This window comes from Erythrobacter sp. RANMB8 (assembly GCF_056848235.1).
Map to the genome: position 1 here is coordinate 165,873 of NZ_JBREHG010000003.1, position 25,675 is coordinate 191,547.

General features: G+C 65.7%; 22 protein-coding genes. 13 read left to right on the forward strand and 9 right to left on the reverse strand.

What is annotated here, in order from left to right:
• Positions 1-128 precede the first annotated feature (128 nt).
• Positions 129-1,034, reverse strand: a complete 906-nt coding sequence (locus ACU0AG_RS07105) for a hydroxyneurosporene dehydrogenase (protein ID WP_482781646.1) — start codon at positions 1,032-1,034, stop codon at positions 129-131.
• Positions 968-2,533 (reverse strand): 1-hydroxycarotenoid 3,4-desaturase CrtD, encoded by a 1,566-nt coding sequence (crtD, locus tag ACU0AG_RS07110; RefSeq protein ID WP_482781647.1) that lies wholly within the window; start codon positions 2,531-2,533, stop codon positions 968-970. The genes ACU0AG_RS07105 and crtD overlap by 67 nt, the downstream gene beginning before the upstream one ends.
• A gap of 98 nt (positions 2,534-2,631) precedes the next feature.
• On the opposite strand from crtD, the gene ACU0AG_RS07115 reads away from it, so the two are divergent.
• The 9 genes from ACU0AG_RS07115 to pufM all read left to right on the forward strand — a co-directional run bounded on the left by ACU0AG_RS07115 (position 2,632) and on the right by pufM (position 11,308).
• Positions 2,632-3,756 (forward strand): methyltransferase, encoded by a 1,125-nt coding sequence (locus ACU0AG_RS07115; RefSeq protein WP_482781561.1) that lies wholly within the window; start codon positions 2,632-2,634, stop codon positions 3,754-3,756.
• 124 nt (positions 3,757-3,880) lie between these two features.
• A complete protein-coding gene (gene bchC / locus ACU0AG_RS07120) occupies positions 3,881-4,828 on the forward strand; it encodes a chlorophyll synthesis pathway protein BchC (RefSeq protein WP_482781562.1) in 948 nt (315 codons plus the stop codon).
• Positions 4,828-5,817: a chlorophyllide a reductase iron protein subunit X gene (locus tag ACU0AG_RS07125; protein WP_482781563.1), complete on the forward strand. Its 990-nt coding sequence runs from the start codon at positions 4,828-4,830 to the stop codon at positions 5,815-5,817. Before bchC ends, ACU0AG_RS07125 begins: the two co-directional genes overlap by 1 nt.
• Entirely contained in the window at positions 5,814-7,352 is a 1,539-nt protein-coding gene (gene bchY / locus ACU0AG_RS07130; RefSeq protein ID WP_482781564.1) for a chlorophyllide a reductase subunit Y, read from the forward strand. Before ACU0AG_RS07125 ends, bchY begins: the two co-directional genes overlap by 4 nt.
• Complete coding sequence (bchZ, locus tag ACU0AG_RS07135) at positions 7,349-8,794, forward strand: chlorophyllide a reductase subunit Z (RefSeq protein ID WP_482781565.1); 1,446 nt, start codon at positions 7,349-7,351, stop codon at positions 8,792-8,794. The genes bchY and bchZ overlap by 4 nt, the downstream gene beginning before the upstream one ends.
• Before the next feature lie 174 nt (positions 8,795-8,968).
• Positions 8,969-9,115 (forward strand): light-harvesting antenna LH1, beta subunit, encoded by a 147-nt coding sequence (gene pufB, locus ACU0AG_RS07140; protein ID WP_482781566.1) that lies wholly within the window; start codon positions 8,969-8,971, stop codon positions 9,113-9,115.
• A 93-nt stretch (positions 9,116-9,208) separates the two neighbouring features.
• Positions 9,209-9,400 (forward strand): light-harvesting antenna LH1, alpha subunit, encoded by a 192-nt coding sequence (gene pufA / locus ACU0AG_RS07145; protein ID WP_482781567.1) that lies wholly within the window; start codon positions 9,209-9,211, stop codon positions 9,398-9,400.
• A gap of 97 nt (positions 9,401-9,497) precedes the next feature.
• The gene (gene pufL / locus ACU0AG_RS07150; RefSeq protein WP_482781648.1) at positions 9,498-10,322 is read left to right on the forward strand and encodes a photosynthetic reaction center subunit L; all 825 of its coding nucleotides are present in this window, start codon (positions 9,498-9,500) and stop codon (positions 10,320-10,322) included.
• Between the two features lie 14 nt (positions 10,323-10,336).
• Positions 10,337-11,308, forward strand: a complete 972-nt coding sequence (gene pufM / locus ACU0AG_RS07155) for a photosynthetic reaction center subunit M (RefSeq protein WP_482781568.1) — start codon at positions 10,337-10,339, stop codon at positions 11,306-11,308.
• A gap of 114 nt (positions 11,309-11,422) precedes the next feature.
• Here pufM and ACU0AG_RS07160 read toward each other — a convergent pair whose 3' ends face one another.
• The 7 genes from ACU0AG_RS07160 to ACU0AG_RS07190 all read right to left on the reverse strand — a co-directional run bounded on the left by ACU0AG_RS07160 (position 11,423) and on the right by ACU0AG_RS07190 (position 18,316).
• Positions 11,423-11,674, reverse strand: a complete 252-nt coding sequence (locus ACU0AG_RS07160; RefSeq protein ID WP_482781569.1) for a hypothetical protein — start codon at positions 11,672-11,674, stop codon at positions 11,423-11,425.
• A 25-nt stretch (positions 11,675-11,699) separates the two neighbouring features.
• On the reverse strand, positions 11,700-12,182 hold the full coding sequence (locus ACU0AG_RS07165; RefSeq protein WP_482781570.1) for a TspO/MBR family protein: 483 nt from the start codon (positions 12,180-12,182) through the stop codon (positions 11,700-11,702).
• Between the two features lie 43 nt (positions 12,183-12,225).
• A complete protein-coding gene (locus tag ACU0AG_RS07170) occupies positions 12,226-13,422 on the reverse strand; it encodes a geranylgeranyl diphosphate reductase (RefSeq protein ID WP_482781571.1) in 1,197 nt (398 codons plus the stop codon).
• Complete coding sequence (locus tag ACU0AG_RS07175) at positions 13,419-14,780, reverse strand: BCD family MFS transporter (RefSeq protein WP_482781572.1); 1,362 nt, start codon at positions 14,778-14,780, stop codon at positions 13,419-13,421. Before ACU0AG_RS07175 ends, ACU0AG_RS07170 begins: the two co-directional genes overlap by 4 nt.
• The gene (gene chlG / locus ACU0AG_RS07180; protein ID WP_482781573.1) at positions 14,780-15,682 is read right to left on the reverse strand and encodes a chlorophyll synthase ChlG; all 903 of its coding nucleotides are present in this window, start codon (positions 15,680-15,682) and stop codon (positions 14,780-14,782) included. The genes ACU0AG_RS07175 and chlG overlap by 1 nt, the downstream gene beginning before the upstream one ends.
• Before the next feature lie 302 nt (positions 15,683-15,984).
• Positions 15,985-17,406, reverse strand: a complete 1,422-nt coding sequence (gene ppsR, locus ACU0AG_RS07185) for a transcriptional regulator PpsR (protein WP_482781574.1) — start codon at positions 17,404-17,406, stop codon at positions 15,985-15,987.
• Between the two features lie 13 nt (positions 17,407-17,419).
• The gene (locus ACU0AG_RS07190) at positions 17,420-18,316 is read right to left on the reverse strand and encodes a cobalamin B12-binding domain-containing protein (RefSeq protein ID WP_482781575.1); all 897 of its coding nucleotides are present in this window, start codon (positions 18,314-18,316) and stop codon (positions 17,420-17,422) included.
• Between the two features lie 244 nt (positions 18,317-18,560).
• On the opposite strand from ACU0AG_RS07190, the gene bchF reads away from it, so the two are divergent.
• The 4 genes from bchF to ACU0AG_RS07210 are packed head-to-tail and all read left to right on the forward strand — an operon-like array spanning position 18,561 to position 25,658.
• Positions 18,561-19,109 (forward strand): 2-vinyl bacteriochlorophyllide hydratase, encoded by a 549-nt coding sequence (gene bchF, locus ACU0AG_RS07195; RefSeq protein ID WP_482781576.1) that lies wholly within the window; start codon positions 18,561-18,563, stop codon positions 19,107-19,109.
• Positions 19,106-20,410 carry a ferredoxin:protochlorophyllide reductase (ATP-dependent) subunit N gene (locus tag ACU0AG_RS07200; protein WP_482781577.1) on the forward strand — a complete coding sequence of 435 codons (1,305 nt, stop codon included), beginning with the start codon at positions 19,106-19,108 and terminating at the stop codon, positions 20,408-20,410. Before bchF ends, ACU0AG_RS07200 begins: the two co-directional genes overlap by 4 nt.
• 3 nt (positions 20,411-20,413) lie before the next feature.
• A complete protein-coding gene (gene bchB / locus ACU0AG_RS07205) occupies positions 20,414-22,018 on the forward strand; it encodes a ferredoxin:protochlorophyllide reductase (ATP-dependent) subunit B (protein ID WP_482781578.1) in 1,605 nt (534 codons plus the stop codon).
• Complete coding sequence (locus ACU0AG_RS07210) at positions 22,008-25,658, forward strand: magnesium chelatase subunit H (protein ID WP_482781579.1); 3,651 nt, start codon at positions 22,008-22,010, stop codon at positions 25,656-25,658. Before bchB ends, ACU0AG_RS07210 begins: the two co-directional genes overlap by 11 nt.
• Positions 25,659-25,675: the final 17 nt, after the last annotated feature.

The window sequence follows — 25,675 nt, forward strand, 5'->3', positions numbered from 1 at the left end:
ATCGTGGCCTGCTCCGGCCGGAAGGCGCGGTCACAGGGGTGCCCGATGTCCCGCGTTAGCCAGCCTCCGGCTTACCCTCTCGCATTGCCGCAGGCGCGCTTGCCGCACCCTCGGCCGCCCGCCGTCAGCTAACGCGCGCGTCGCGGCATCCGGTAGGGCAGCATGAATTGCACAAGCCGCGACGAGAAGCGCCGCATGTCGAGGCTTTCCTGCACCGCCACCACGTCCTCGCCCAGAAAGCGCGAGGCAAGCTCGCTGCGGGCATAGAAGGGCGTATCCTCCCACGTGCGACGCACCTCGGCGACGCCGATATCGGAACGGGTGCGGCGGTCGATCCGCCACTTGCTGGGTGGCAGTGCGGCAATCGGCGGCAGATCGACCGGTTCGGGAACGCCCTTGTCGTTGAACCGCAGCGCGCTGGCGAACAGCGACCCGTCGCCGCGTTCGCCTTCGTAACACACCAGCGCCCCGTCCTTGAGGTGCGCGCGCGACCAGTGCCAGGTGTTGAAGCCCTGCTCCAGCGGCTCGGCCCCGCGGTTGTGATCGAGATAGGCCTTGCCGCTCCAGCTGATGCCGGGCGAGGTCATCTCCACCTCGATCCGGGCGCAGGGCGCAAGGCAGTGCCAGATGTGGTTTTCTTTCGGATCGAGCGCGAAGGCGGTGCGGTTGAGCGCTTCGGGGAAAACCCGCACCCGCCCGCGCACAGGGCGCTGCCAGGGCACGAACAGGCGCGTGTCGCCCTCAACGATATCGATGGTGAGCGCGCCGTTTTCCCAGCGCACATTGCTCGGCCCGATCGCCAGATTGCCCGCATCGCGGGCCACCGCGCTGCGGCCGCGCTCGGTCATGGCCCAGCGCGCCTGCGGGCCATAGAGCGCGACATTGAGCGCGGCATGATCCAGCGGATCGCCCCGCCCGCTGCGCTTGTAATAGGGCGAAAAGACGCTGCCTAGAAAGGCGATGATCGTCAGCCCGTGCTGCCCGTCCTCGGAGATGGCATCGACATACCACCAGCTGTAACCGCCGGGCGGGATGGCTTCATCGAAGCGAGGTCCTTCGCGATCACCCGCGCTGCCAGCTGCCCGGACAAGGCTGCCATCGGGACGCCGGCCGCCGGATGGGTCGCCCCGCCCGTGCAATAGAGCCCGGCCAGCCGCGTTTTCGGCCCCTGTCTCTGGAAGGAGGCCGCCCAGCCGTGCGACGCCCTGCCATATAGAGCGCCGCCCGTGGCCGGGAACAGTCCCTCCCAGTCCTGCGGGGTCATGAGCTGATGCGGCAAGGGGTCTTCCAGCCTGAGGCCGCAGCGCTCCAGCGTTGCCATCATGGCCTTTGTGCATCGCTCTCTCTCCTCGGGTGTATAGTGGTGAACGTCTCCGTTGGCGGGGGCGTTGACGATGATCTGGAGCCGCTCGCGGCTGCCCGCTGGCGGGGCCGGATCGTTCGGCCTTGCGCCGCGATCGATGGCGCAGACATAGACGGTGGGTTCGGACGGGGTGGTGCCGCTGGCGATCTCGCGGAATTCTTTGGGATAATCGCGCGAGAAGAACACGTTGTGATGGGTGAGGTCAAAGCCCTGCGTGCGCGTGTGCGCATACCACACCAGCGCCGAGAGCGAGCGCTTGGCAGGCGGGATCGGCGGCACGGCGCGCATCGCGGCGGCGCCCAGCTTGCCGGTGGCGAGCGCGCCGGGATCGCCGTTGCAGATGACGATATCGGCGGGGATGACTTCGCCCGATGCCAGCCGCACGCCGCTGGCCCTGCCACCGGCGGTGAGCACTTCGGCCACGGCGGTGCCGGTGCGCACCCGTGCCCCCTGCCGCTCTGCCAGCCCCGCAATCGCTTTGGCGAGCGCATGGATGCCGCCGTCGATCAGCCACACGCCGCGCGCCTCGACATCGGCGATCAGCATCAGCGTGGCGGGCGCGGCATAGGGGGATGATCCGCAATAGGTGGCATAGCGCCCGAACAGCTGTTGCAGGCGCGGGTCTTTGAAATGCTGCCCCAGCGCATCCCACATCCGGTCGAAAGGGCGCATCGCGAGCATGTCGCCCAGCTTCCACGGCCCGATCTGCCACATCATCGGAAACGGGGTGGAGGCCTTGTTGCCGCGCAGGAACGGCCCTTCGAGCACACGGAAGATCCGCGCCGCCTCTGCCGCAAAGCCGCGATAGCCGCTGGCGGCCTCGTCTCCGGCAAAGGCGCGCACCGCAGCAATGCTGCGCTCGGGATCGTCATACAGGTCAAGATGCCCGGAAGCGTCCCAGGCATGGCGGGCGATCACCTCGGCACGGGCGGCGGTGATGTGATCATCAAGCCGCTCGCCACAGGCGGCGAAGACCTCGTCGAACACGGTGCGATAGGTGAAGACCGTCGGCCCGCCATCGATCTCGGCGCCGTCGACCGGCACGCGGCGCGCCTTGCCGCCGACCCAGCTTTCCTTCTCCAGCACGGTGACATCATGCCCCGCAGCCGCCAGCAACGCGGCGCCGGTCAGCCCGCCTATGCCCGCTCCGATGACGGCGACTCGCGCGATGACCCGTCCTCCCTCTCGATGACCCCGGCGATTATCATTGACCTTACGGCTGCATCTGTCCAATTATTTAGACATATGTCGCGTCAAGCAACCCGATCATGAGCCGATGGGCCGCCTTGCGCGTGCGATATGTGGCGCGCCGCAACGCGGTGTTTTCCAACCCCCGCTTCCAGCACTGGGCCGCGCGCCTGCCGCTGATCCGCTGGATCGCAAGGCGCCGCGCCGACGCGGCTTTCGATCTGCTGGCGGGCTTTGCCTATTCGCAGGTGCTACGCGCTTTCGTCGAAAGCGGGCTGTTCGATGTGCTCAAGGACGGCCCGCTCGCCGCCGGTGACATTGCCGCGCGGCTGGGCCTTTCGCATGAGGCCGCCCTCACCCTGCTGCGCGCCGGCCGCCCGTTGATGCTGGCCGAAGAACCCGCCCCCGATCACTGGATGCTGGGCGAACAGGGCGCTGTTTTTGCATCCAATCCCGGTGTGCAGGCGATGGTGCGCCACCACCGGCTGCTCTACGCCGATCTCGCCGATCCGCTGGCGCTGCTGAGGGCCGACCGCAAGGAGCCGACATCGCTCTCGCGCTTCTGGACCTATGCCGGCGCGCTCCAGGGTGCTTCGACACGGGGGGAGGATACGGCGGAGTATTCGCAGCTGATGGCCGCCTCGCAGCATTTCGTGGCAGATGAAGTGCTGGCTTCGGTCAGCTTCGGGGATGTGAAGCGGCTGCTGGATGTGGGCGGCGGGCATGGCGCTTTCCTGCGCGCCATCGGCACCGCGCACCCGCATCTCACCCTTGGCCTGTTCGATCTGCCGGAAGTGGCCGAAACCGGCCGCGCCGTGCTGGGCGAGGCGCTCGGAAGCGCCCGCGTCACCGCGCATCCGGGCAATTTCTTCAGCGATTCCATACCCCAAGGTTATGACATGGTGTCGCTGATCCGCATCCTGCACGATCACGACGACGCCCCGGCCGCCGCCCTGCTCGCCAATATCCGCAAGAGCCTCGCCCCCGGCAGCCGCCTGCTGATTGCCGAGCCGATGGCCCGCATTCCGGGCGCGGAACCGATGGGAGAGGCGTTCTTCGGGCTCTACCTGTGGGCCATGGGATCAGGCCGCCCGCGCAGCCCGGCGGACATCATCGCCATGCTCAAGGCCGCCGGTTTCGCCTCGGCTCGATCCGTCGCAACTGCGCAACCGGTCAACGCAAGCGTCATAATCGCACGCGCCTGACGGAAACTTGTCCAGATTATTTGACAGTCTTACACGTAAGGCGTAGCAAACAGTCGGGAGAACGTAGCTGCGGAGTTTTCGACTCGGCGTTCGCGCCTCGAATACTCCGGGGGAGACCGACAAAATGAACACGCTGGCCGTCATACTCGAAGCACCGGAGCGCATCGCTCTCCGTGCGCTCGGGATGAAGCCGGTGGAGGCGTCGGATGTGCTCGTCGAGATCGCTTACAGCGGGATCAGCACCGGCACCGAAAAGCTGCTGTTCACCGGGCGCATGCCCCCCTTCCCCGGCCTCGGCTATCCGCTGGTACCGGGTTACGAATCCGTCGGCCGGATCGTCGATGCCGGGCCTGATGCGCAGGGCCGGATCGGCGACTGGGTGTTTGTGCCGGGTGCCAATTGCTACACCAATGCCCGCGGGCTGTTCGGCGGCACGGCGCAGCGGGTGATCGTGCCTTCGGCCCGCGCCCTGCCGATCCCCGAACATCTGGGCGAATCCGGCGTGCTCTGCGCGCTCGCGGCGACGGCGCTGCACGCCATCAAGGGCGGGTTCGACCGGCGCGAGGCGCTGCCTGACCTCATCATCGGCCACGGCGTGCTGGGCCGCCTGCTCGCCCGCCTGACGCTGGCGCTCGGCGGGGCCGCGCCCACCGTGTGGGAAGTGAACCCCGCCCGCCGCGCCGGTGCAACCGGCTACAATGTCATCGACCCATCGGCCGACGAGCGCCGCGATTATCGCGCCATCTACGATGCCAGCGGCGATGCCGGCCTGATCGACGATCTCGTCATGCGCCTCGCCAAGGGCGGCGAGATCGTGCTGGCGGGCTTCTATTCGCAGCGTGTCAGCTTCGCCTTTCCGGCCGCCTTCATGCGCGAGGCGCATTTCCGCGTCGCTGCCGAATGGCAGCCGGGCGACCTCGCCGAAACACGGGCGCTGATCGAATGCGGGAGGCTCGACCTTGCGGGTCTCGTCACCAACCGGCGCCCTGCCGGAGAGGCGCTTGACGCCTACCCCCAAGCCTTCAGCGATCCCGATTGCCTGAAGATGGTTCTCGATTGGAGCGAATGCTGATGTCCGTGCTTGATACCCAGGCCGCCCAACTTCGCGATGAAGCGAGCCATGAACCCGATCCGGTGCACACCGGCGAGGTGAAATCCGAAACGCAGGTCATCGCGATCTACGGCAAGGGCGGAAGCGGCAAGAGCTTTGCGCTGTCCAACCTCAGCTACATGATGGCCCAGCAGGGCAAGCGCGTGCTGCTGATCGGCTGCGATCCCAAGAGCGACACCACCAGCCTGCTGTTCGGCGGCAAGTCCTGCCCGACCATCATCGAAACCTCCAGCCGCAAGAAACTGGCCGGGGAAGAGGTGAAGATCGAGGATGTGTGCTTCCAGCGCGACGGTGTGTTCGCGATGGAACTCGGCGGCCCCGAAGTCGGGCGCGGTTGCGGTGGGCGCGGGATCATCCACGGCTTCGAACTGCTCGAAAAGCTCGGTTTCCACGATTGGGGCTTCGATTACGTGCTGCTCGATTTCCTCGGCGATGTGGTGTGCGGCGGCTTCGGCCTGCCGATCGCCCGCGACATGTGCCAGAAGGTGATCGTGGTCGGTTCGAACGACCTGCAATCGCTCTATGTCGCCAACAACGTGTGTCAGGCGGTCGAATACTTCCGCAAGATGGGCGGCAATGTCGGCGTCGCCGGCATGATCGTGAACAAGGATGACGGCACGGGCGAGGCCAAGGCCTTCGCCGAAGCCGTCGGCATTCCGGTGCTGACCGCGATTCCTGCGAACGAGGATATCCGCCGCAAGAGCGCCAATTACCAGATCATCGGCATCCCCGGCGGCGAATGGGCGAGCCTGTTCGAAGAACTGGCCATCAACGTGGCCGAAGCCCCGCCGCTCAGGCCCACTCCGCTGTCGCAGGACGGGCTGCTCGGCCTGTTCAGCCCCGACGAGACCGGTGGCAATGTCGAGCTGGTCCCCGCGACCCAGGCCGACATGCGCGGCGGCGTGTTCGAAACCCGCCCCACCCTCGAAGTGATCTACGACGAGGCATGAGCGGCCATAACGCCTTTGACGCGCCCCAGCGCGCCCCTGACCGGATCGAGCTTGGCTCGGCTCCGACCGAAGGCGGCGGCTGCGCGTCGAAGGATACCATGGCGCAGGCCGCGCGCGATGCCGGCAAAAGCGACGTGCTCGATCAGTATGCCGCCGATTATCCGGTCGGCCCCCACGATCAACCCCAGTCCATGTGCCCCGCGTTCGGGTCACTCCGGGTGGGCCTGAGAATGCGGCGCACCGCGACCGTGCTCTCAGGCTCGGCCTGCTGCGTTTACGGCCTGACCTTCACCTCGCATTTCTACGGTGCGCGGCGGACGGTGGGCTATGTGCCCTTCTCCAGCGAAACGCTGGTCACCGGCAAGCTGTTCGAGGACATCAAGGAAGCGGTCGAAGGGCTGGCCGATCCCGAACTTTACGATGCGATCGTCGTCACCAACCTGTGCGTGCCCACCGCCAGCGGCGTGCCGCTGCGGCTGCTGAAGAAGCAGATCAACGGGGTGCGGATCATCGGCATCGATGTGCCGGGCTTCGGCATTCCCACCCACGCCGAAGCGAAGGACGTGCTGGCGGGTGCGATGCTCGCCTATGCCCGCGAGGAAGTGTCCGCCGGGCCGGTGGCCGCCCCGCGCGAACGCTCCGACCTGCCGACTGTGACGCTGCTGGGCGAGATGTTCCCGGCCGATCCGGTGGTGATCGGGCAGATGCTCGCCCCCCTCGGCCTTGCCGCCGGGCCGGTGGTGCCGACCCGCGAATGGCGCGAACTTTACGCGGCGCTCGATTGCGCGGTGGTTGCCGCGATCCATCCCTTCTACACCGCCAGCATCCGCGAATTCGAACACGCGGGCCGCCCGGTGATCGGTTCCGCCCCCGTGGGGGCGGATGGCACGGCGGCATGGCTGCAATCGCTGGGCGACACGCTCGGCCTGCCGCAGGCCAAGGTCGATGGCGTCAAGAACGCGATGATCGCTGCCTGCAAGGGCGCGCTCGCCAATATGCCGATCAAGGGCCGGATCACGGTTTCGGGCTATGAAGGCTCCGAGCTGCTGGTCGCCCGCCTGCTGGTCGAAAGCGGCGCGGATGTGCGCTATGTCGGCTCTGCCTGCCCGCGCACCAAGTGGTCGGATGCCGACCGCGAATGGCTGGAGGCGCGCGGGGTGCAAGTGCAGTTCCGCGCCAGCCTCGAACAGGATATTGCCGCGGTCGAGGAATATCGCCCCGATCTCGCCATCGGCACCACGCCGGTGGTGCAGCACGCCAAGGCGAAGGCGATTCCGGCGCTCTATTTCACCAACCTGATCTCGGCCCGTCCGCTGATGGGCCCGGCAGGCGCAGGCAGCCTTGCCACCGTCATCAACGCGGCGATGGGCAACAAGGCGCGCTTCGATGCGATGCGCGATTTCTTCGAAGGCGTCGGCACCGAACACGCCGCGGGCGTGTGGGAAGACCTGCCCGTCGACCGGCCCAAGTTCCGCAAGAAATACGCGGCCTTGAACGAGGCGGCGCGCAAGGCATCGGAGGCGATCGGCACATGACCCTCGTCCTCGACCATGATCGCGCCGGCGGCTACTGGGGCGCCACTTACGTCTTCACCGCGGTGAAGGGGTTGCAGGTGATCATCGATGGTCCGGTGGGTTGCGAAAACCTGCCCGTCACCAGCGTGCTGCACTACACCGACGCCCTGCCCCCGCATGAACTGCCCATCGTCGTCACCGGCCTTGGCGAGGAAGAGCTGGGCAAGACCGGCACCGAAGGCGCGATGAAGCGGGCGTGGAAAACGCTCGATCCCGAACTGCCCGCGGTGGTCGTCACCGGCTCCATCGCCGAGATGATCGGCGGCGGCGTCACGCCCGAAGGCACCAATATCAAGCGCTTCCTGCCGCGCACCATTGACGAGGATCAGTGGCAATCGGCAGACCGCGCGTTGACCTGGCTGTGGACCGAATTCGGCCCCAAGAAGATGCCGCAGCGGCGCGAGCGGCGCGAGGGCGAAAAGCCGGTCGTGAACATCATCGGCCCCAGTTACGGCATGTTCAACATGCCATCCGACCTCGCCGAGATCCGGCGGCTGGTCGAAGGCATCGGCGCAGAAGTCGGCGTGGTCTTCCCGCTCGGCACGCACCTTGCCGACATCGCCAGGCTGGGCGCGGCGGATGCGAACATCTGCATGTACCGCGAATTCGGCCGCAACCTGTGCGAGACGCTGGAGCGGCCCTATCTCCAGGCCCCGATCGGCCTCACCCAGACGACCAGGTTTCTGCGCGCGCTGGGTGCGGAGCTGGGGCTTGATCCCGAACCCTTCATCGAGCGCGAAAAGCACACCACGATCAAGCCGCTGTGGGATCTGTGGCGCTCGGTCACGCAGGATTTCTTCGGCACGGCGAGCTTCGGCATCGTCGCCAACGAAACCTATGCCCGCGGCATCCGCGCCTTTCTGGAAGGCGACATGGGCCTGCCCTGCGCGCTCGCCTTCTCGCGCTGCGCCGGGGTCAAGCCGGTGAACGAGGATGTGCGCGCCGCGATCCGCGCCAATCCGCCGCTGGTGATGTTCGGCAGCTACAACGAACGCATGTACATGGCCGAATGCGGCGCGCGCGGGATGTATATCCCCGCCAGCTTCCCCGGCGCTGCGATCCGCCGCCACACCGGCACGCCGTTCATGGGCTATTCCGGCGCGACCTATCTGGTGCAGGAAGTGTGCAACGCGCTGTTCGATGCGCTGTTCCACATCCTGCCGCTAGCCACCGACATGGACAAGGTCGAGGCCACGCCCGCACGCGGCGAGATGCAATTGACCTGGGACAATGACGCCAAGGCCAAGCTCGACCAGCTTGTCGAAGCGCAGCCGGTCCTAATCCGGATTTCCGCCGCCAAGCGCCTGCGCGACGCGGCCGAACGCACCGCCCGCACCCGCGGGTCGGACACAGTTACGGCAGATTGCCTCGCAGAGGCGCTGCTTGAAGGAGCGGGAGCATGATGATGATGCGCGCCCGCCCCAACCCTTTGCAGCTGCTGCGGGTCACACCCGCTGCGGCGCAAGCCCATGCCCCCATCACAAAGGGGGCTCTCCAATCCACGTGGGGGATCACGCGGGGATGCCGACGGGGGCCATATGGCTCTCAATCACACCCAACTGAACGGAGACAACCCGATGAACGAACGTATCGGAACTCACCTGACGCCTGAAGAGGCACAGGAAATCCACAAGGGCTTCATGGGCACCTTCACCCTTTACGTGGTGATCGCGCTTGTCGCTCATGCGCTGGTCTGGGCCGACAAGCCCTGGCTGCCGATCTGATCCACGGCGATGATCGGCTGAAAGCTGCTGGCTAACCCCTGCACCTGCCGGCCGGACAATCGTTTTTTGCGAAAATCTCAAAGGAATTTCACCATGTGGAGACTTTGGTTCTATTTTGACATCCGCCGCACCCTCGTGGCGCTGCATGTTGGTCTCGCCGTTCTGGCGTTCACCATCCACTTCATCCTGCTCAGCACCGATCGTTACAACTGGCTCGAAGATGCCAGCGCTGCGCCGGCTGCTGCGGCCGTGATCGAATCGTCGGAAGCCCCGGCGGCGACCTGACGGTTCGCTAAATGTGAGGGGGCAGGTTCGCCTGCCTGCCTCCTAACACTTGTTCGGCAATTCAAGCACCCGCCTTGCTGGCGGGGAGGATGGACCTATGGCGCTCCTTAGTTTCGAGCGGAAATACCGCGTCCGCGGTGGCACATTGATCGGCGGCGACCTTTTCGACTTCTGGGTCGGGCCGTTTTATGTCGGATTCTTCGGAGTGACGACGGCAATCAGCGCCCTTCTGGGCACCATGCTGATCTTCGCCGCCGCTACACAGGGTCCGACGCTTAACCCCTGGCTGATATCGATCAACCCGCCACCGGTTGAATACGGCCTTGCCATGGCACCGCTGAATGAAGGCGGTTACTGGCAGATCATTACCGGTCTTGCTGTCATCGCCTTTGTTTCATGGGTGCTGCGGCAGGCGGAAATCTCCCGCAAGCTGGGCATGAGCTACCATGTTCCGATCGCCTTCAGCTTTGCGGTTCTGGCCTATGTCACGCTCAATGTGATCCGTCCGTTCTGGATGGGCGCATGGGGCAACGGCTTCCCTTACGGGATCTGGACCCACCTCGAATGGGTTTCGGGCGTCGGCTATGCCTTCGGCAACTTCCACTACAACCCCGTGCACATGCTCGCGATTACGTTCTTCTTCACGAACTGTCTCGCGCTCGCGCTGCATGGCGGCCTGGTGCTGTCGGCGGTGAACACCACCGGCGGAACCGACGTGAAGTCGCCGGAATACGAAGACACCTATTTCCGGGACTTCATCGGCTATTCGGTGGGCACGCTCGGGATTCACCGGGTGGGGCTCTTCCTCGCGCTTTCTGCCGCGTTCTGGAGCGCCGTCTGCATCGTCATTTCCGGCACTCTGTATGTCGGCAGCTGGATCGAATTCTGGGACTTCTGGAAGAAAATCCCGATCTGGTCGTGAGGAGCACCTGAACCATGGCGACATATCAAAACATCTTTACCCAGGTGCAAGTTGAGGGACCGCCCGAAATGGGCGTCCCGCACCTCGACGGTAGCGAGGGGCGCCTGCCCTTCACCACCCACAACTACTGGATGGGCAAGCTGGGCCAGGCCCAGATCGGCCCCGTCTATCTCGGCCTGCTGGGCACGCTCAGTCTCGCTTTCGGCGGGATCGCGATCATGATCATCGGGCTGAACTTCTGGGCGCAGGTGGGCTGGAGCCCGCAGGGGTTCATGCGCGAGTTCTTCTGGCTCTCGCTTGCACCTCCGGGCCCGGAATACGGCTTCAGCTTCTTCGTTCCGCTGGAAAAGGGCGGCTGGTTCATCCTGACCGGCGCGTTCCTGACCATTTCGGTGCTGTGCTGGTGGGTGCGCACCTACATGCGGGCCAAGGCGCTGGGCATGGGGATGCATATTCCCTGGGCCTTTGCCTCGGCCATCTGGCTGTTCCTGGTGCTGGGCTTCATCCGTCCGATGCTGCTGGGCGACTGGTCGCAGGCGGTGCCCTACGGCATCTTCAGCCACCTCGACTGGACCAACAACTTCTCGCTGGTCTACGGCAACCTGTTCTACAATCCGTTCCACGCGCTCTCGATCGTCTTCCTTTACGGGTCGGCGGTGCTGTTTGCGATGCACGGGGCGACCATTCTGGCGCTGGGCCGTTACGGCGGCGAGCGCGAGATCGAACAGATCACCGATCGCGGCACGGCGGCCGAACGCGGCGCGCTGTTCTGGCGCTGGGTGATGGGCTTCAACGCGACGTTCGAATCCATCCACCGCTGGGCCTGGTGGTTCGCAGTGCTGACCACGCTCACGGGCGGCATCGGCATCCTGCTGACCGGCACCGTGGTCGATAACTGGTATCTGTGGGCGCAGGAGCACTACTACGCTCCCACCACCGAAAACTACGATCCGAGCGGCGCGATCGGCGCGGCTTCGGGCCAGTAACAAGGGCGCGCCGGGCGGCAATCGTCCGGCAGCTCTCCCCCTTCGCGGGAACACGAAACCCGGTCGAACCCTGCAAGGGTTCGGCCGGGTTTTCGTTTGGGATTTGAAGGGACGTCAGCGCTTGATGCGCGAATTCAGATCCATCAGGTGCAACGGCAGCGAGGCCGCCAGCGGCAGGGCGATCCACCACCAGTCTGCCCCGATCAGTGCAGCCCTCAGCCCCAGCATCATCAGCACCGCCGGGCCAAGCAGCGCGGCAATCGCGCCCCAGCGCCACCCGCGCGCCAGCCGCAGCCATGCGCCCTCGATCGCCAGCACGCCGATGACCAGATCAGCCGCGTGGCCGGATGCGAACAACCATTCCATCGCGGCCAACCCCTTGCGCCCGTTCTCAGCCGAACGGTGCGTTCAGTTGCACCACCGCCCAATTGAGCGCGCCGGCAAAGCCCACCCATGCCAGATAGGGCACCAGCAGCCACGCCGCCGGTTTCGAAAAGCGCCCGCAATAGACGATCATCGCGAGGATCGAGAGCCACAGCACGATCACCTCGTAAAACGCCCAGTCGGGGCGCTGGAGGCGGAAGAAGATCAGGCTCCAGCTGATGTTGAGGAAGCCGTTCAGGGCAAACAGCCCGATCACCGTTTCCGCCGCCGCCGATGTCGGCGCGGCGCGCCATGCGGTGATCCCTGCCACGGTGATCAGCGCATAGATCACCGTCCAGCCCATCGGAAACACCACGTCGGGCGGGTTCCAGCCGGGCTTTGCCAGCGCCTGATACCACGGGCCAAGGTCGGTCACCGTCGCCCCCAGCGCGGCCACGCACACGGCCGCAGCCGTGGCGATGGTCACCGGGATGATCATCAATCTGCTCATTGGCATTGGTCTAGGTCGCGCGCCCGCAGGCTGCAATGCCTGATCAGTGCGTGGCAGGTCTCAGGCCGAGCAGGTGTGCGGTATCCTTCAGGAAGATTTTGATGTGCGCCATGGGTTTGGCGCGCACCAGCTTCTTGTGCATGTAGGCCTGCCAGGTCAGTTCCTGCACGTCCTTGTCATCGCACATGGTCACGAAGCGTTCGCGCCGCTTGTCGGACGAATACCAGAAATACTGCATCATCCCCAGCACCCAGAACACCGTGCCGTGTTCCTTCATGAAGCGTTTGCGCGCCGTGCGCAGCTGCCTGGCATCGCCGGTTTTCAGGAAGGCACCGGCGGCCTCGCCCACCATCCGCCCGCCGACCATGGCGTAATAGATCCCCTCGCCCGAAGCAGGGGCGACCACGCCCGCAGCATCGCCGGCCACGATCACATCTGCGCCGTTATCCCAGCGTTTCAGCGGCTTCAGCGGGATCGGCGCGCCTTCGCGGCGCACGGTCTCGCAGCGATCAAGCCCCAGATCGTCGCGCATCGTCGCAATCGCGCCGCGCAGGGAAAAGCCCTTGTTGGCGCTGCCCACGCCGATGCTCGCGGTCTCCCCGTGCGGGAAGACCCAGGCGTAGAAATCGGGCGAAAGGCGGCCCTGATAGAACACATCGCAGCGCGAAGCGTCGAAGGCCTCGGTATTGCGTTCGGGCGATTTGATGATCTCGTGATAGGCGAAGACGCAAGGCACCCGCTCGGCGCCCGGCAGGCATTGCTTGGCCACGGCCGAGCGCGCTCCGTCCGCGCCGATCACCACGCGGGCGCGCACGCTTTCGATCGGGCCACCACGGGTGCGGCGGAAGGTGACGATGGGGTGCGCTGCGTCATCGCGCTCGATCTTCTCGAAGGTCGCGGTGAGGCGTTCGGCACCGGAATGGCGGGCGCGTTCGCGCAGCCACTCGTCGAATTCGTCGCGGTCGACCATGCCGACATAGCCGATCTCGCCCACCGGCATGTCCACCGCCCGGCCCGATGGCGCGATCATGCGGGCGGAGCGCGCCTTGGCGACCAGCAGGGATTGCGGAATGTCGAAATCGGCCAGCAGCCGCGGCGGAACCGCACCGCCACAGGGCTTGATCCGCCCGCCGCGCTCGATCAGCAGCACCGAATGGCCCGCCAGCGCGAGATCGGTCGCCGCCGTCGATCCGGAGGGGCCGCCGCCGATGATGACCGCGTCATAGATAGTCTGGTTCATGCGAACTGCTCCCTCTCCCGTCTCGCCATGCTGGCGCGCACTGCGCCTGCGCCGGTTGCCTTCACGGCGAGCAAGGCGGCGAGCAGGAACGCCGCCGCCTCGATCCCGAATACCAGCTGGAATGCCGCGCCATCATCAGCCAGCGCCCGCCGCGCCAGATCGACGCCGACCGCGCCGGTCAGCCCGCCGAGGCCGAAGGCGATCGCCTGGCTGGCACCCCATACGCCCATGCGCACACCTTCGCGGGTGGTCTCGCCAGCGCCCGCCAGCCCCATCATCGCGCCGATCGCGGCGACCGCGAACACGCCGTTGCCGAGGCCCAGCACAAACACATTGATCGCCAGCGGCCAGCCCGGCCCGGTCACCGCCGCCACGCCCAGCGCCGCCAGCGCCGCCGCCGACATCAGGCATCCGCCCACCACCCATGCGCGCAGGCCATCGGGCCGCTTGCCGGTAAAGGCGCTGCCGCCGACGCCGGTGATGATCATGCCTATCAGAATGCCGCCCTGATGCTGCCCGCCCAGCTGGGTCGATTCCCCCGGTGCAAGGCCGAAGATCAGCCCCGCGAAGGGTTCAAGGATCAGATCCTGCATCGAAAAGGCGATCATCGAGACAAAGATGAACACGGTAAAGCGCCGCGCCGCAGGCTCGGCCCAGATTTCGCTGAGGGCGGCGCGGAAATCGGGGGCGTCTTTGCCTTCTGCGGCGCTGCCGAACTGGCCCGCCTGCCGTTCCAGCCGGAAGGTCGCGAGGCTCGTCAGCGCCACCATCACCAGCGCAAGGCCGGCGGCCACTGCCAGCAGGCGCTCGTCCGAAAAGGGCTTGAGCAATTGTCCGACCGTGATCGCCGAGGCGACGATGCCCGCCACCATCATGATCCACGTCACCGCCGCTGCCGCCGCCCGACGCTCTGGCGCGACGCCCGATGCCAGCAGCGCCAGCGCCGAAGTGCCGCCCGCGCCCACGCCGATGCCGATCAGCGTGTAGGCGAACACCGCCAGCGCGAAGCCTGCACCAAAGGATGTGCCGAGCAGCAGCGTCGCCTGCGTCGCCAGCAAGCCGCCAGCCGCCAGCACCGCCACTCCGCCGATGATCCAGCGGGTGCGCCCCTTCCCCTTGTCCGAGGCATGGCCCCACAGCGGACGGCCAAGCTGCACCGCATAGTGCCACGCCACCAGCCCCGCCGGGATCGCCGCGAGCAGCCCCAGCTCGACCACCATCACGCGGTTCAGCACCGTCGTCGCCAGCATCACCAGCGCGCCGATCGCGGCCTGCACCAGCCCGATGCGGACAATCCCCAGCCAGCCGAAGCCCCTGTCCTGCGCTTTCACGGAGGGCGAAGCGAGCGGAGCGTGCATCAGATATAGCCTCCCAGCCCCAGTGCCGCGGCGAGCATTCCCAGCACATAGAGCGTCACGCCCACGCCGTTGTACCACGGCGCATATTGCTTCGGATCGCGCAGCAGGCGCGGCATCGCGGCAAATTGCGCGGCCAGCACCGCGCCCACGACCAGTGCCGAAAGGGTGAAGCCCCACGCCGCCAGCAGCGCGATCACCACCACCTGTGCAGCGGCCATGGTAAAGCAGGCAAAGCGCGCCGCGCCGCTCACCCCCATGGTGACCGGCAGCGATTTGAGCCCGGTGGCACGGTCCCCCTCGACCGCCTTGAAATCGTTCAGGGTCATGATCCCGTGCGCGCCAACCGAATAGAGCGCGAGCACGATCAGAACCTCTGTGGCAGGCAAGGCGCCCAGCATCACCGTGGCGCCGGTAAACCAGCTGAGCCCTTCATAGGTAAAGCCGACCACCGCCGGCCCCGTCCACCCGCTGGTCTTGAACCGGAACGGCGGGGCGGAATAGCCCCAGGCAAAGGCGAGCCCGACCAGACCGGCAAGGAACACCAGCGGCCCGAGCAGCCAGCCGACCGCCGCCGAAAGCGCGGTCATCATCAGCGCGATATAGAGGCCCCAGCGGCCCCCGATCCGGCCCGAGGGGATCGGGCGATCGGGTTCGTTGATGGCATCGACATGGCGATCGAACCAGTCGTTCACCGCCTGCGAAGTGCCGCACACCAGCGGCCCGGCCAGCAGCACGCCGCCTGCGACAAACCACCAGCGCCCCTCCAGCCCCGCGCCTGACGACACCGCCCCGCACATGAAGGCCCACATCGGCGGAAACCAGGTGATCGGCTTGAGCAGTTGCAGCACATCACGCGCCGCCGGAATGGGCGCATTGCGAGTCGAAGGCACCGAATGCTCCATGAATTGAAGCTATGCCTGACGGGATAGGGCGTCAAATTAATTTGACACCATGTTTCCAACAGACCCCGATTTTCAGCGATAAAATTGTAAACGGGCAGGAAACGTGTCAATTCCGGCCATGTCCATGATTGTCATGTTGGACAATGGCAGCGGGTGCAGGGAGCGCGCGCCGGACGCGGTTTAGACCCCCGCTAGACCCCTTCTAGACCCGTCCAGACCCTGGTTAGCCCCCATTTCGGGGCGATTCCGGCAGGGATTGGCCAATGCGGCCGGCAAGGGAGAAACTCCCCTACAACAGGGTGTTACTCGCCATCGCCCGCCAGATTGCCGAGGCCGTAGCGGTGCAGTTTGGAATAGAGGCTCTGGCGCGACAGGCCGAGAATTTCGGCCGCCGATGCGCGGTTGTCCGAAGTGTAGGACAGTGCCGCCTCGATGCACAAACGCTCAATCAAATCAGTGCTTTCGCGGACAATGTCCTTGAGGCTCATACGCCCGACCAGATCGGTCAGCTGTTCAACCGAACGCGGCAGATCATGCGAACCGGGCGGCAGATCGCGCAGCCGGCGGCCCACGGGACGGATCACGAAGGCGTAATAGGCATCCTCTCCGGATGTCCTTACTGCTGACAATTCAACAGGTTCGCCTTCGATATCATGGCCCACGCGCAGCACGGTGGCGACATTGCGCGCAGCCCCGTGCTGGTCGATCTGGCCCTCGATCAGATCGAGGTCGATCCCCGGCCGCCCGATCGATTCCGAAAGATGGCGCCCGCGCAGCTGATCGACACTAGCAGCCTGCAAAAGCTCGACAAAAGCGGCATTGGCGGTGACGATTTCAAGGTTGCTGTCCGCCACCACGAAGGCATCGGGCATCTGGTCGACCAGATCGAGCACCGGCGAGAAATCGGACACCGGACGGTCGCCCGCCTGCACCAGCCGCATCAGCAGGAACTGCCCGCGGTCCTGGGTAAAGCCGGCAACCGATGCCATCACCTCGCGCGATGCCTTGGCAATGCGCACCCGTACCGGGCTGACCGTATCCGAAACCAGCGCCGCGCCGACCACCGCCTGCATCGCATCATGCGAATTTTTATCGATGAAAGTCAGAAGCTTCTTGCCCGGAAGGCCGGCCATGCGGGCGCCCAGCAGCACATGGGCGGCAGGGTTTGCCTCGCGGATTCGCAGCGTTGCCGCCTCGACGATCAGCACCGGTTCGGTCGATTTCTCGAACAGCATCCGGTAGCGCGCCTCAAGCTGGCGCATCCGCAGATAATCGCGTTCCAGCGATTGCTGGACTTGCAGCAGGCGCTGCTGGAGCCGTCCGGATTCGCGCAGATCGCGGCCGAAAGCGATGCGATGCTCGCCGCCATTAACGCTGAGCACCGAATAACGGATCGGCACATCGCCATCGCGCGACGGGTGGTTCACCTGCCGCCAGTGCTGCACTTCCCCGCGCCGGGCAGCAGCCAGCATCTCCATGATTTTCGGGCGACTTTCATCCGTCACCGTCTCGATCCAGTTGGTGCCGACCCAGTCGGCAAAGGCCGGAAACTCGCGCGGATCGAAGGCCGCATCAAGGATCGTGCCGGTCTCGTCGAGCACCAGCGTGACATCCCCCGCCACCATGGCAAGTTTCATCGTCGCATCGGCATCGAGCGTGTTGAACAGCTCGGCAGCCTTCCCGAACGGGTGCTTGCCTTCGATGCTGTGTTTTCGGGTGAGCATGGGGCGCCGGAACCTATCGCAGGTTCACATCGCGGGCTGCATGGGTCTTGATCAGGGCGTTGGCCGTTTCAAGCGCGGAAAGCGCGTCGCATCCGGTCCCGTCCGCCCCCACTTCCATCACTATGCCCGGGTTTTCGTTGATCATTCGTCCGCCAACAAGCACGAAGATGTCAGGGTTGGCAGATACGTTGCGCATTGCCTTGATGAGATTTCCAAGGGCCGCGCTAGGACAATCGCGCCCTAGCGTCAATCCTACCAGGTCGAAGGGCTGGCGCGACAGCCGGTCGAGCAGTTCGCGCCGCTCCGGCTTGACCAGCGCCTCGCTGCGCCAGCCACCGCGGCTGAACACCTCATCGATCATCAGCGTGCCGAAATTGTGGTGATCGCCCGGCATCGGCGAAAACAGCGCGGTGCGCGGCATCGTCAGACTGTCATGATCCGCGGGGGAGCGCGCCGCGATTTCGCGCATCACCTCCTGAAGACGCCACAAACCCATTGTAACATCAAGGAAATCGCATTCGTCGCGATCCCACATCTCGCCCAGCCGGCGGGCGGCGGGGGCCAGCAGATCAAGGCAGATCGTCTCGACACTGACGCCGTTGGCGATGAAGACATCGACCTCCTCGATCAGGCTGGCGGCCTCCATCCGGAGCGGGAGCAGCGCAAAGCGCGAGGCTTCGGCAGCATCGATCCGGCGCGAACGCTGTGCCTTGTCGGGGCCGTCACTGCTGGAATGGGCCATCAGAAGGCGGGGGATAATCTCGCTCTCGATGATCATGTTGACCGAGTCGGACTGGTCCATGCGGGCCATCGCATTGCGTCGCTTGACCCGCTCGAACGGAGCGGAAATCGCCCCCTTCAGTGCCGCCGACCCCGCACCAAACATCCCTGAAGCCTTGGATTCTGCCATTCGTCAGACCCTCCCAGGTCATGCGGACGAACCTTCCGCAGGAGGTAGTCGCCGCATCCAACAAACACGGCATTGGCCCTGATCCCGAAAAGCCAGCGAAGCATGGATACGCCTTTTTCAGCCGAGGCGCAAACGCTGTTACGGGCAGGACCCAAAGCGTCAATCTAATCAAACGTCCAATTTAGTTGACACCTATGTTGGAAAGCGTAATCTCCGATTCTGAGAGAAAAGGCTGACGCATCACATGACTCGGACGGATCCTGCATCCCCGGTCGAACCTGGAACTTCGGTGAAAGGGGCGGGCCACGAGAGGGGCACAACCCGCGCACTTTATACCCCGCAAGAGCGGCAGCGTCGGGACGAGTCGGTCTGGACCATCGTGCAGGGCGTGCTCGCGCCGGTTCAGTTTCTGGTGTTTCTCGTCAGCCTCGGCCTTGTCATGCGCACCCTGACGACGGGCGAAGGCGCCTTTGCTGCCGATGTCTCGATCGTGATCAAGACCCTGGTGCTCTACACCATCATGATCACCGGCTCGATCTGGGAAAAGGTCGTGTTCGGCAAATGGCTGTTCGCCCCGGCCTTCTTCTGGGAAGATGTCTTCTCGATGCTCGTGCTGGCGCTGCACACGCTTTACCTGGTGATGCTGCTGGGCGGGATCGGGACGCTGGAACAGCGGATGCTGGTCGCGCTGGCCGGTTACGCCGCCTATGTGATCAACGCCGGACAGTTCCTGTGGAAGCTGCGCATGGCGCGGCTTGAAGGCAACCTTGCCGGACAGGCGGTGACGGCATGAGCGCTGCGGGCATCCTCGATGGCTGCGCGGCAGAGCTTGCACGCCCCGCCACCGAAACGCAGCGCCCGGTGCTGCGCGAGCGCGGCCAGCGGGAGGTCTTCTGCGGCCTCACCGGCATCATCTGGCTGCACCGCAAGATGCAGGACGCCTTCTTCCTCGTGGTCGGATCGCGCACCTGCGCCCACCTGCTGCAAAGCGCGGCGGGCGTGATGATCTTCGCCGAACCGCGCTTTGCCACCGCCATCATGGAAGAGCGTGACCTTGCCGGCATGGTCGATGCCCAGGACGAGCTTGACCGCGTGGTCACCCGCCTGCTGGAACGCCGCCCGGACATCAAGACGCTGTTCCTCGTCGGTTCGTGCCCTTCGGAGGTGATCAAGCTCGATCTTGCCAAGGCCGCCCAGCGTTTGGGCGCGGTGCATATGCCGCGGGTGCGGATCCTCAACTATTCGGGCAGCGGGATCGAGACGACCTTCACGCAAGGCGAAGACGCCTGCCTTGCCGCGCTGGTGCCGGTGATGCCCGCCCTGCCCGCCGATGCGCCCAAGGAACTGCTGATTGTCGGCAGCCTGCCGGATATCGTCGAAGACCAGTTCCTGCGCCTGTTTGCCGATATGGGCATTGCCCGCGTCGGCTGCCTGCCTGCCCGCAACGCCCGCGATCTGCCCGCTGTCGGCCCGAACACCCGCTACCTGCTGGCCCAGCCCTTCCTTGGCGATACCGCGATGGCGCTGGAAGGGCGCGGTGCGCGGCGGATCGAGGCGCTGTTCCCGTTCGGCGTGGAGGGCACATCCGACTGGCTGCGCGCTGCTGCCCGCGAATTCGGGGTCGATGCCGCGCTCACCGAACAGGTAATCGCGCCGGGCCGCGAACGCGCCCGCATCGCCCTCGCCAAACTGCGCCCGCAGCTGGAAGGCAAGCGCATCAGCTTCCTGCCGGATTCGCAGCTCGAAGTGCCGCTTGCCCGCTATCTTCAGGACGAACTCGGCATGGAGCTGGTCGAGGTCGGCACGCCCTACCTGCACCGCGCCCACCTCGCCCGCGAGCTTGAAAGCTTCGGCCCTGCCGTGCGCCTGTCCGAAGGCCAGCATGTCGAACGCCAGCTTGACCGCGTGCGCGCCGACCGGCCCGATATCACCGTCTGCGGGCTCGGCCTTGCCAACCCGCTCGAAGCCGAAGGGCTCACCACCAAGTGGGCAATCGAACTCGTCTTCTCGCCGATCCACGGCTTCGATCAGGCGGCCGATCTCGCCGAACTCTTTGCCCGGCCGCTGCGGCGCCGCGACATGCTGGAGGTCTAGGCGATGCAACTGGCTGTCTGGACATATGAAGGCCCGCCCCATGTCGGCGCGATGCGCGTGGCGACCGCGATGGAGAAGCTCCATTACGTGCTCCACGCACCGCAGGGCGACACCTATGCCGACCTGCTGTTCACGATGATCGAGCGCCGGGCCAAGCGCCCGCCGGTCACCTACACCACCTTCGAAGCCCGCGATCTGGGCAAGGATACCGCGCAGATTTTCCAGGACGCCGCACGTGACGCGGTGGCGCGTTTCAATCCGCAGGCGATCATCGTCGGCGCGTCCTGCACGGCAGAACTGATCCAGGACGATCCGGCAGGGCTGGCCGAAGCGATGGGGCTTCCGGTGCCGGCCATCCCGCTCGAACTGCCGAGCTACCAGCGCAAGGAAAACTGGGGCGCGGCGGAGACCTTTTACCAGATCGTGCGCCACCTCGCCGACAAGTCGGTGGTGCGGAGCCCCCGTGAAGGCAGGCCTGCGCGCGCCAACATCCTCGGCCCCACGGCGCTTGGCTTCCGCCACCGCGACGATCTGGTCGAGATCCGCAAGATCCTTGATGCCCTCGGCGTCGAGGTCAACCTTGTCGCCCCGCTGGGCGCCACCCCCGAGGACATCGCGAACATCGGCGCTGCCGATTTCAACATCGTCCTCTATCCCGAAATCGCAGATGAGGCGTCCCGCTGGCTCGAAAAGACTTTCGGTCAGCCCGCGGTGCGCACCGTCCCTATCGGCGTGGGAGCGACACGCTCTTTCATTGCCGACGTCGCCGAGCTGGCAGGTGCAGATCCCACGCCTGCCCTCGGCGACACCTCTTCCCGGATGCCGTGGTGGTCACGGTCGGTCGATTCGACCTACCTGACCTCCAAGCGCGTCTTTATCTTCGGCGATGCCACGCACGCCGTCGCCGCCGCCCGGATCGCCCGCGAGGAACTGGGCTTCGAGGTCTGCGGCCTCGGCTGCTATGCCCGCGAATTCGCCCGCGAAGTCCGGGCCGAGGCGGCACGCTGCGGCATCGAGGCATTGATCACCGATGATCACCTCGCTGTCGAGGACGCGATCGCCGCCGCTGCGCCCGAACTGGTGCTGGGCACGCAGATGGAGCGCCACATTGCCAAGCGGCTGGGCATCCCCTGCGCGGTGATTTCCGCGCCGGTGCACGTGCAGGATTTCCCCGCCCGCCACAGCCCGCAGATGGGCTTCGAAGGCGCGAACGTGATCTTCGACACCTGGGTGCACCCGCTGGTGATGGGGCTCGAAGAGCACCTGCTCACCATGTTCCGCGAGGATTTCGAATTCTCCGACGAGGCCGGCGCATCGCACCACGCCGCGCATTCCCCGCGCAAGGGTGAAACCAGACTTCCGTTCGTGTCGAGCGAAGTCGAGACACAGGCGCCCGCGCCCGCCACAGGCCTCTCGACTTCGCTCGAGACGAACGGGGAACCGGCTGACACCCTGTGGACCGCCGAGGCCGAGCGCGAATTGAAGAAAATTCCCTTCTTCGTGCGCGGCAAGGCCCGACGGAACACCGAGAATTTCGCCGCAGCCGAAGGGCGCAGGCAGATCGATCTCGAAACGCTCTACGACGCCAAGGCGCATTATGCACGGTAGTGTCGCCTCGGCCTCCTCGGTGGACCCGCGCGCACCTGTCCGGGTGGTGATCGTCACGCTCGACAACCACCTCAAGGGCGCGGTCGCACGGGCCGAGGAAGCACTGGCGGCAGAAGGCATCGATCTCAGCCTGCACGCGGCCAGCGAATGGGGCAGCAATGCTGCCGATCTCGAAGCGGTCAAATCCGCCATTGCCGAGGCCGATATCGTCATCGCGACGATGCTGTTCCTCGATGATCACATCCGCGCGATCCTCCCCAGCCTTGAGGCCCGGCGCGAGGATTGCGATGCGATGGTGTGCCTGATGAGCGCGGGCGAAGTCGTCCGCCTCACCAAGATGGGCAATTATCGCATGGATGCCCCGGCGAAAGGCCCGCTCGCGCTGCTCAAGAAGCTGCGCGGCAATGCCGGCAAGGATGGCAAGCCCGGCGGCAATTCGGGTGCGGGGCAGATGAAGATGCTGCGCCGCCTGCCCAAGCTTTTGCGGTTCATCCCCGGCACCGCGCAGGATGTGCGCGCCTATTTCCTCACCCTGCAATACTGGCTGGCGGGTTCGGACGAGAATGTCGTCGCCATGGTCCGCGCCCTGATCGATCGTTATGCCGCGGGCGAGCGGATGTATCGGCGCGGGATCACCAAGGCCGAAGCCCCGCTCGAATATCCCGAAACCGGGGTCTATCACCCACGCACGCAACAGCGCATTTCCGAAAGCCTGCGCCTGCTGCCGTCCGAACAGGGCCGCGAGGGCACGGTCGGGCTGATCCTGCTGCGGTCCTATCTGCTGGGCCGCGACTGCGCGCATTATGACGGCGCAATTGCGGCCTTCGAAGCGGCAGGGCTGAAGGTCGTGCCGGTCTTCGCCAGCGGGCTTGATGCGCGTCCGGCGATCGAGGCGTTCTTTATGGGCCCTGACGGCAAGCCCACCGTGGACGCCGTGGTCAACCTCACCGGTTTCAGCCTTGTCGGCGGCCCGGCCTATTCCGATGCACAGGCCGCGCGCGATGTGCTGGGCCAGCTTGATCTGCCCTATCTCGCCGCCCACGCAATCGAATTCCAGACCATCGAGGACTGGGCGCACCGCCCGCAAGGCCTGCTGCCGCTGGAAGCGACCATGATGGTCGCCCTGCCCGAACTTGACGGATCGACCGTGCCGAGCGTGTTCGGCGGCCGTGCCGGACAGGGCGGCGAAGGCTGCACCGGCTGCGACCGCAAATGCGCCCGCCCCGCCTCGCACAAGGCCCGGCCCATGCAGGCCTGCCCCGAACGCGCCGAGGCGCTCGCGGCGCGCACGGTGCGGCTGATCCGTCTGCGCCGCGCCGAGCGTGCGGCGAGGAAGCTCGCGGTCGTGGTGTTCAATTTCCCGCCCAATGCCGGGGCGACCGGCACGGCGGCCTTCATGGCGGTGCATGAATCGCTCTACGCCACGCTCCAGCGGCTCAAGGCCGAAGGCTACAGCGTCGAAGTGCCCGAAAGCATTGATGCGATGCGCGAGGCGCTGCTCAAGGGCAATGCCGAACGCTACGGCAGCGATGCCAATGTCGCGGCGCGCATTCCCGCCGATGATCACGTGCGGCGCGAGCCCTATCTTGCCGAGATCGAAGCGGCCTGGGGCCCTGCCCCCGGCAAGCAACTGTCCGATGGCGGGCACATCCTCGTGCAGGGCGCGATGTTCGGCAATGTCTTCGTCGGCGTGCAGCCGGGCTTCGGCTATGAAGGCGATCCGATGCGGCTGCTGTTCGAAGGCGGCTTTGCCCCGACCCACGCCTTCAGCGCCTTCTACCGCTGGATCCGCGAGGATTTCGGCGCGCACGCGATCCTGCATTTCGGCACCCACGGCGCGCTCGAATTCATGCCGGGCAAGCAGGCAGGCATGAGCGGCAAGTGCTGGCCGGACCGGCTGATCGGCCACACGCCGAACTTCTATCTCTACGCTGCCAACAATCCTTCGGAAGGGATGCTGGCCAAACGCCGTTCGGGCGCGACGCTGATCAGCTATCTCACCCCGCCGCTGGCGCAGGCCGGGCTCTACAAGGGCCTCAGCGAGCTGAAGGCGAGTGTCGAACGCTGGCGCGCAACCATCGACGATGCCGACCATGCCGAGGAGCGCGCCGATCTGGCCGCGCTGATCGCCGACCAGTGCGACGCGCTCGACATCACCTATGCCGATATCGGCGAACTGCCGGCGCGCCTTTACGAGATGGAGCAATCGCTCATCCCGCACGGCCTGCACGTCTTCGGCCGCAATCCGGGCGGGGCCGAACGCGAGGACATGCTCGATGCGATGATGGAGGCGGGCAGCCACGATGGCCCGACCCCGGAACGCGCAAGGCTGGCGGCGCTGCTCGATTCATCCGATGAGCTTGGCGCACTGATCCACGCGCTCGACGGCGGCTATGTCCAGCCCGCGCCGGGCGGTGATGTGGTGGTCAATCCGCAAGTGCTGCCCACCGGACGCAACATCCACGGCTTCGACCCCTTCCTGATCCCGTCGGCCTTTGCCTGCCGCATGGGCAGCGAACAGGCCGAACGGCTGATCGCCCGCCATGTCGAAAGCGGCCAGCCCTTCCCCGAAAGCATCGCGATGGTGCTGTGGGGCACCGACAACATGAAGTCCGAAGGCGTCCAGATCGCGCAGGCGATGACGCTGATGGGCGCCCGTCCGCGCCGCGACACCTATGGCCGCCTTGCGGGGGCAGAGCTGATCCCGCTCGCTGAACTCGGCCGCCCGCGGATCGACGTGGTGGTGACGCTTTCGGGCATCTTCCGCGATCTGCTGCCGATGCAGACGCGGATGCTGGCCGAAGCCGCGCTGCTCGCCAGCCAGGCCGAGGGCGAGGCTCCGCAAGCCAACTTCATCCGCAAGCACACGCTGGCACAGATGGAAAAGCACGGCTGCGATCTCGAAACCGCCGCCCTCAGGGTCTTCTCCAATGCCGAGGGCGCTTACGGTGCCAACGTCAACCAGATGATCGAAGGCGGCGTCTGGGCCGATCCCGATGAACTGGCCAATGCCTTCGAAGTGAACAAGGGCTTTGCCTACGGCGTCAGCGGCAAGCCGGTGCAACAGCGCGAACTGCTCCAGAGCGCCTTGGGCACGGTCGATTTCACCTATCAGAACCTCGAAAGCATCGAACTGGGCATCAATGATGTCGACCAGTATGTCGACGGGCTTGGCGGTGTCACCCGTTCGGTAGCGCGGGCCAAGGGGGCCGAAGCGCCGGTCTATATCCTCGATGCCACCCGCGGCAGCACCAAGGTGCGCACGCTGGGCGAACAGATCGAACTGGAAGCGCGCACGCGCACGCTGAACCCCAAGTGGTTCGAAGGCCTGCTCCAGCACGGTTATGAAGGCGTGCGCCAGATCGAAGGCCACGTCACCAGTACGCTGGGCTGGTCGGCCACCACCGGTCAGGTCGCGCCGTGGGTCTACCAGAAGATTTCCGAGACCTTTGTGCTCGATGCCGAGATGCGGCGGCGGCTTTCCGAACTGAACCCGAAAAGCTCCGCACGGGTGGCGGGCCGCCTGCTCGAAGCCTGCGACCGCAACCTGTGGGCACCCGACGAAGCGACGCTCGCCGCCTTGCGCGAAGCCAATGACGAGCTGGAGGACCGCCTCGAAGGCGTGTTCCCGGCAGAATGACCAAGGGATAGACCGAA

Coding starts and splice junctions, on each gene's coding strand:
- ACU0AG_RS07115 (WP_482781561.1), top strand. CDS start 2,632: ATGAGCCGATGGGCCGCCTTGCGCGTGCGATATGTGGCGCGCCGCAAC.
- bchC (WP_482781562.1), top strand. CDS start 3,881: ATGAACACGCTGGCCGTCATACTCGAAGCACCGGAGCGCATCGCTCTC.
- ACU0AG_RS07125 (WP_482781563.1), top strand. CDS start 4,828: ATGTCCGTGCTTGATACCCAGGCCGCCCAACTTCGCGATGAAGCGAGC.
- bchY (WP_482781564.1), top strand. CDS start 5,814: ATGAGCGGCCATAACGCCTTTGACGCGCCCCAGCGCGCCCCTGACCGG.
- bchZ (WP_482781565.1), top strand. CDS start 7,349: ATGACCCTCGTCCTCGACCATGATCGCGCCGGCGGCTACTGGGGCGCC.
- pufB (WP_482781566.1), top strand. CDS start 8,969: ATGAACGAACGTATCGGAACTCACCTGACGCCTGAAGAGGCACAGGAA.
- pufA (WP_482781567.1), top strand. CDS start 9,209: ATGTGGAGACTTTGGTTCTATTTTGACATCCGCCGCACCCTCGTGGCG.
- pufL (WP_482781648.1), top strand. CDS start 9,498: ATGGCGCTCCTTAGTTTCGAGCGGAAATACCGCGTCCGCGGTGGCACA.
- pufM (WP_482781568.1), top strand. CDS start 10,337: ATGGCGACATATCAAAACATCTTTACCCAGGTGCAAGTTGAGGGACCG.
- ACU0AG_RS07160 (WP_482781569.1), bottom strand. CDS start 11,674: ATGGAATGGTTGTTCGCATCCGGCCACGCGGCTGATCTGGTCATCGGC.
- ACU0AG_RS07165 (WP_482781570.1), bottom strand. CDS start 12,182: ATGAGCAGATTGATGATCATCCCGGTGACCATCGCCACGGCTGCGGCC.
- ACU0AG_RS07170 (WP_482781571.1), bottom strand. CDS start 13,422: ATGAACCAGACTATCTATGACGCGGTCATCATCGGCGGCGGCCCCTCC.
- ACU0AG_RS07175 (WP_482781572.1), bottom strand. CDS start 14,780: ATGCACGCTCCGCTCGCTTCGCCCTCCGTGAAAGCGCAGGACAGGGGC.
- chlG (WP_482781573.1), bottom strand. CDS start 15,682: ATGGAGCATTCGGTGCCTTCGACTCGCAATGCGCCCATTCCGGCGGCG.
- ppsR (WP_482781574.1), bottom strand. CDS start 17,406: ATGCTCACCCGAAAACACAGCATCGAAGGCAAGCACCCGTTCGGGAAG.
- ACU0AG_RS07190 (WP_482781575.1), bottom strand. CDS start 18,316: ATGGCAGAATCCAAGGCTTCAGGGATGTTTGGTGCGGGGTCGGCGGCA.
- bchF (WP_482781576.1), top strand. CDS start 18,561: ATGACTCGGACGGATCCTGCATCCCCGGTCGAACCTGGAACTTCGGTG.
- ACU0AG_RS07200 (WP_482781577.1), top strand. CDS start 19,106: ATGAGCGCTGCGGGCATCCTCGATGGCTGCGCGGCAGAGCTTGCACGC.
- bchB (WP_482781578.1), top strand. CDS start 20,414: ATGCAACTGGCTGTCTGGACATATGAAGGCCCGCCCCATGTCGGCGCG.
- ACU0AG_RS07210 (WP_482781579.1), top strand. CDS start 22,008: ATGCACGGTAGTGTCGCCTCGGCCTCCTCGGTGGACCCGCGCGCACCT.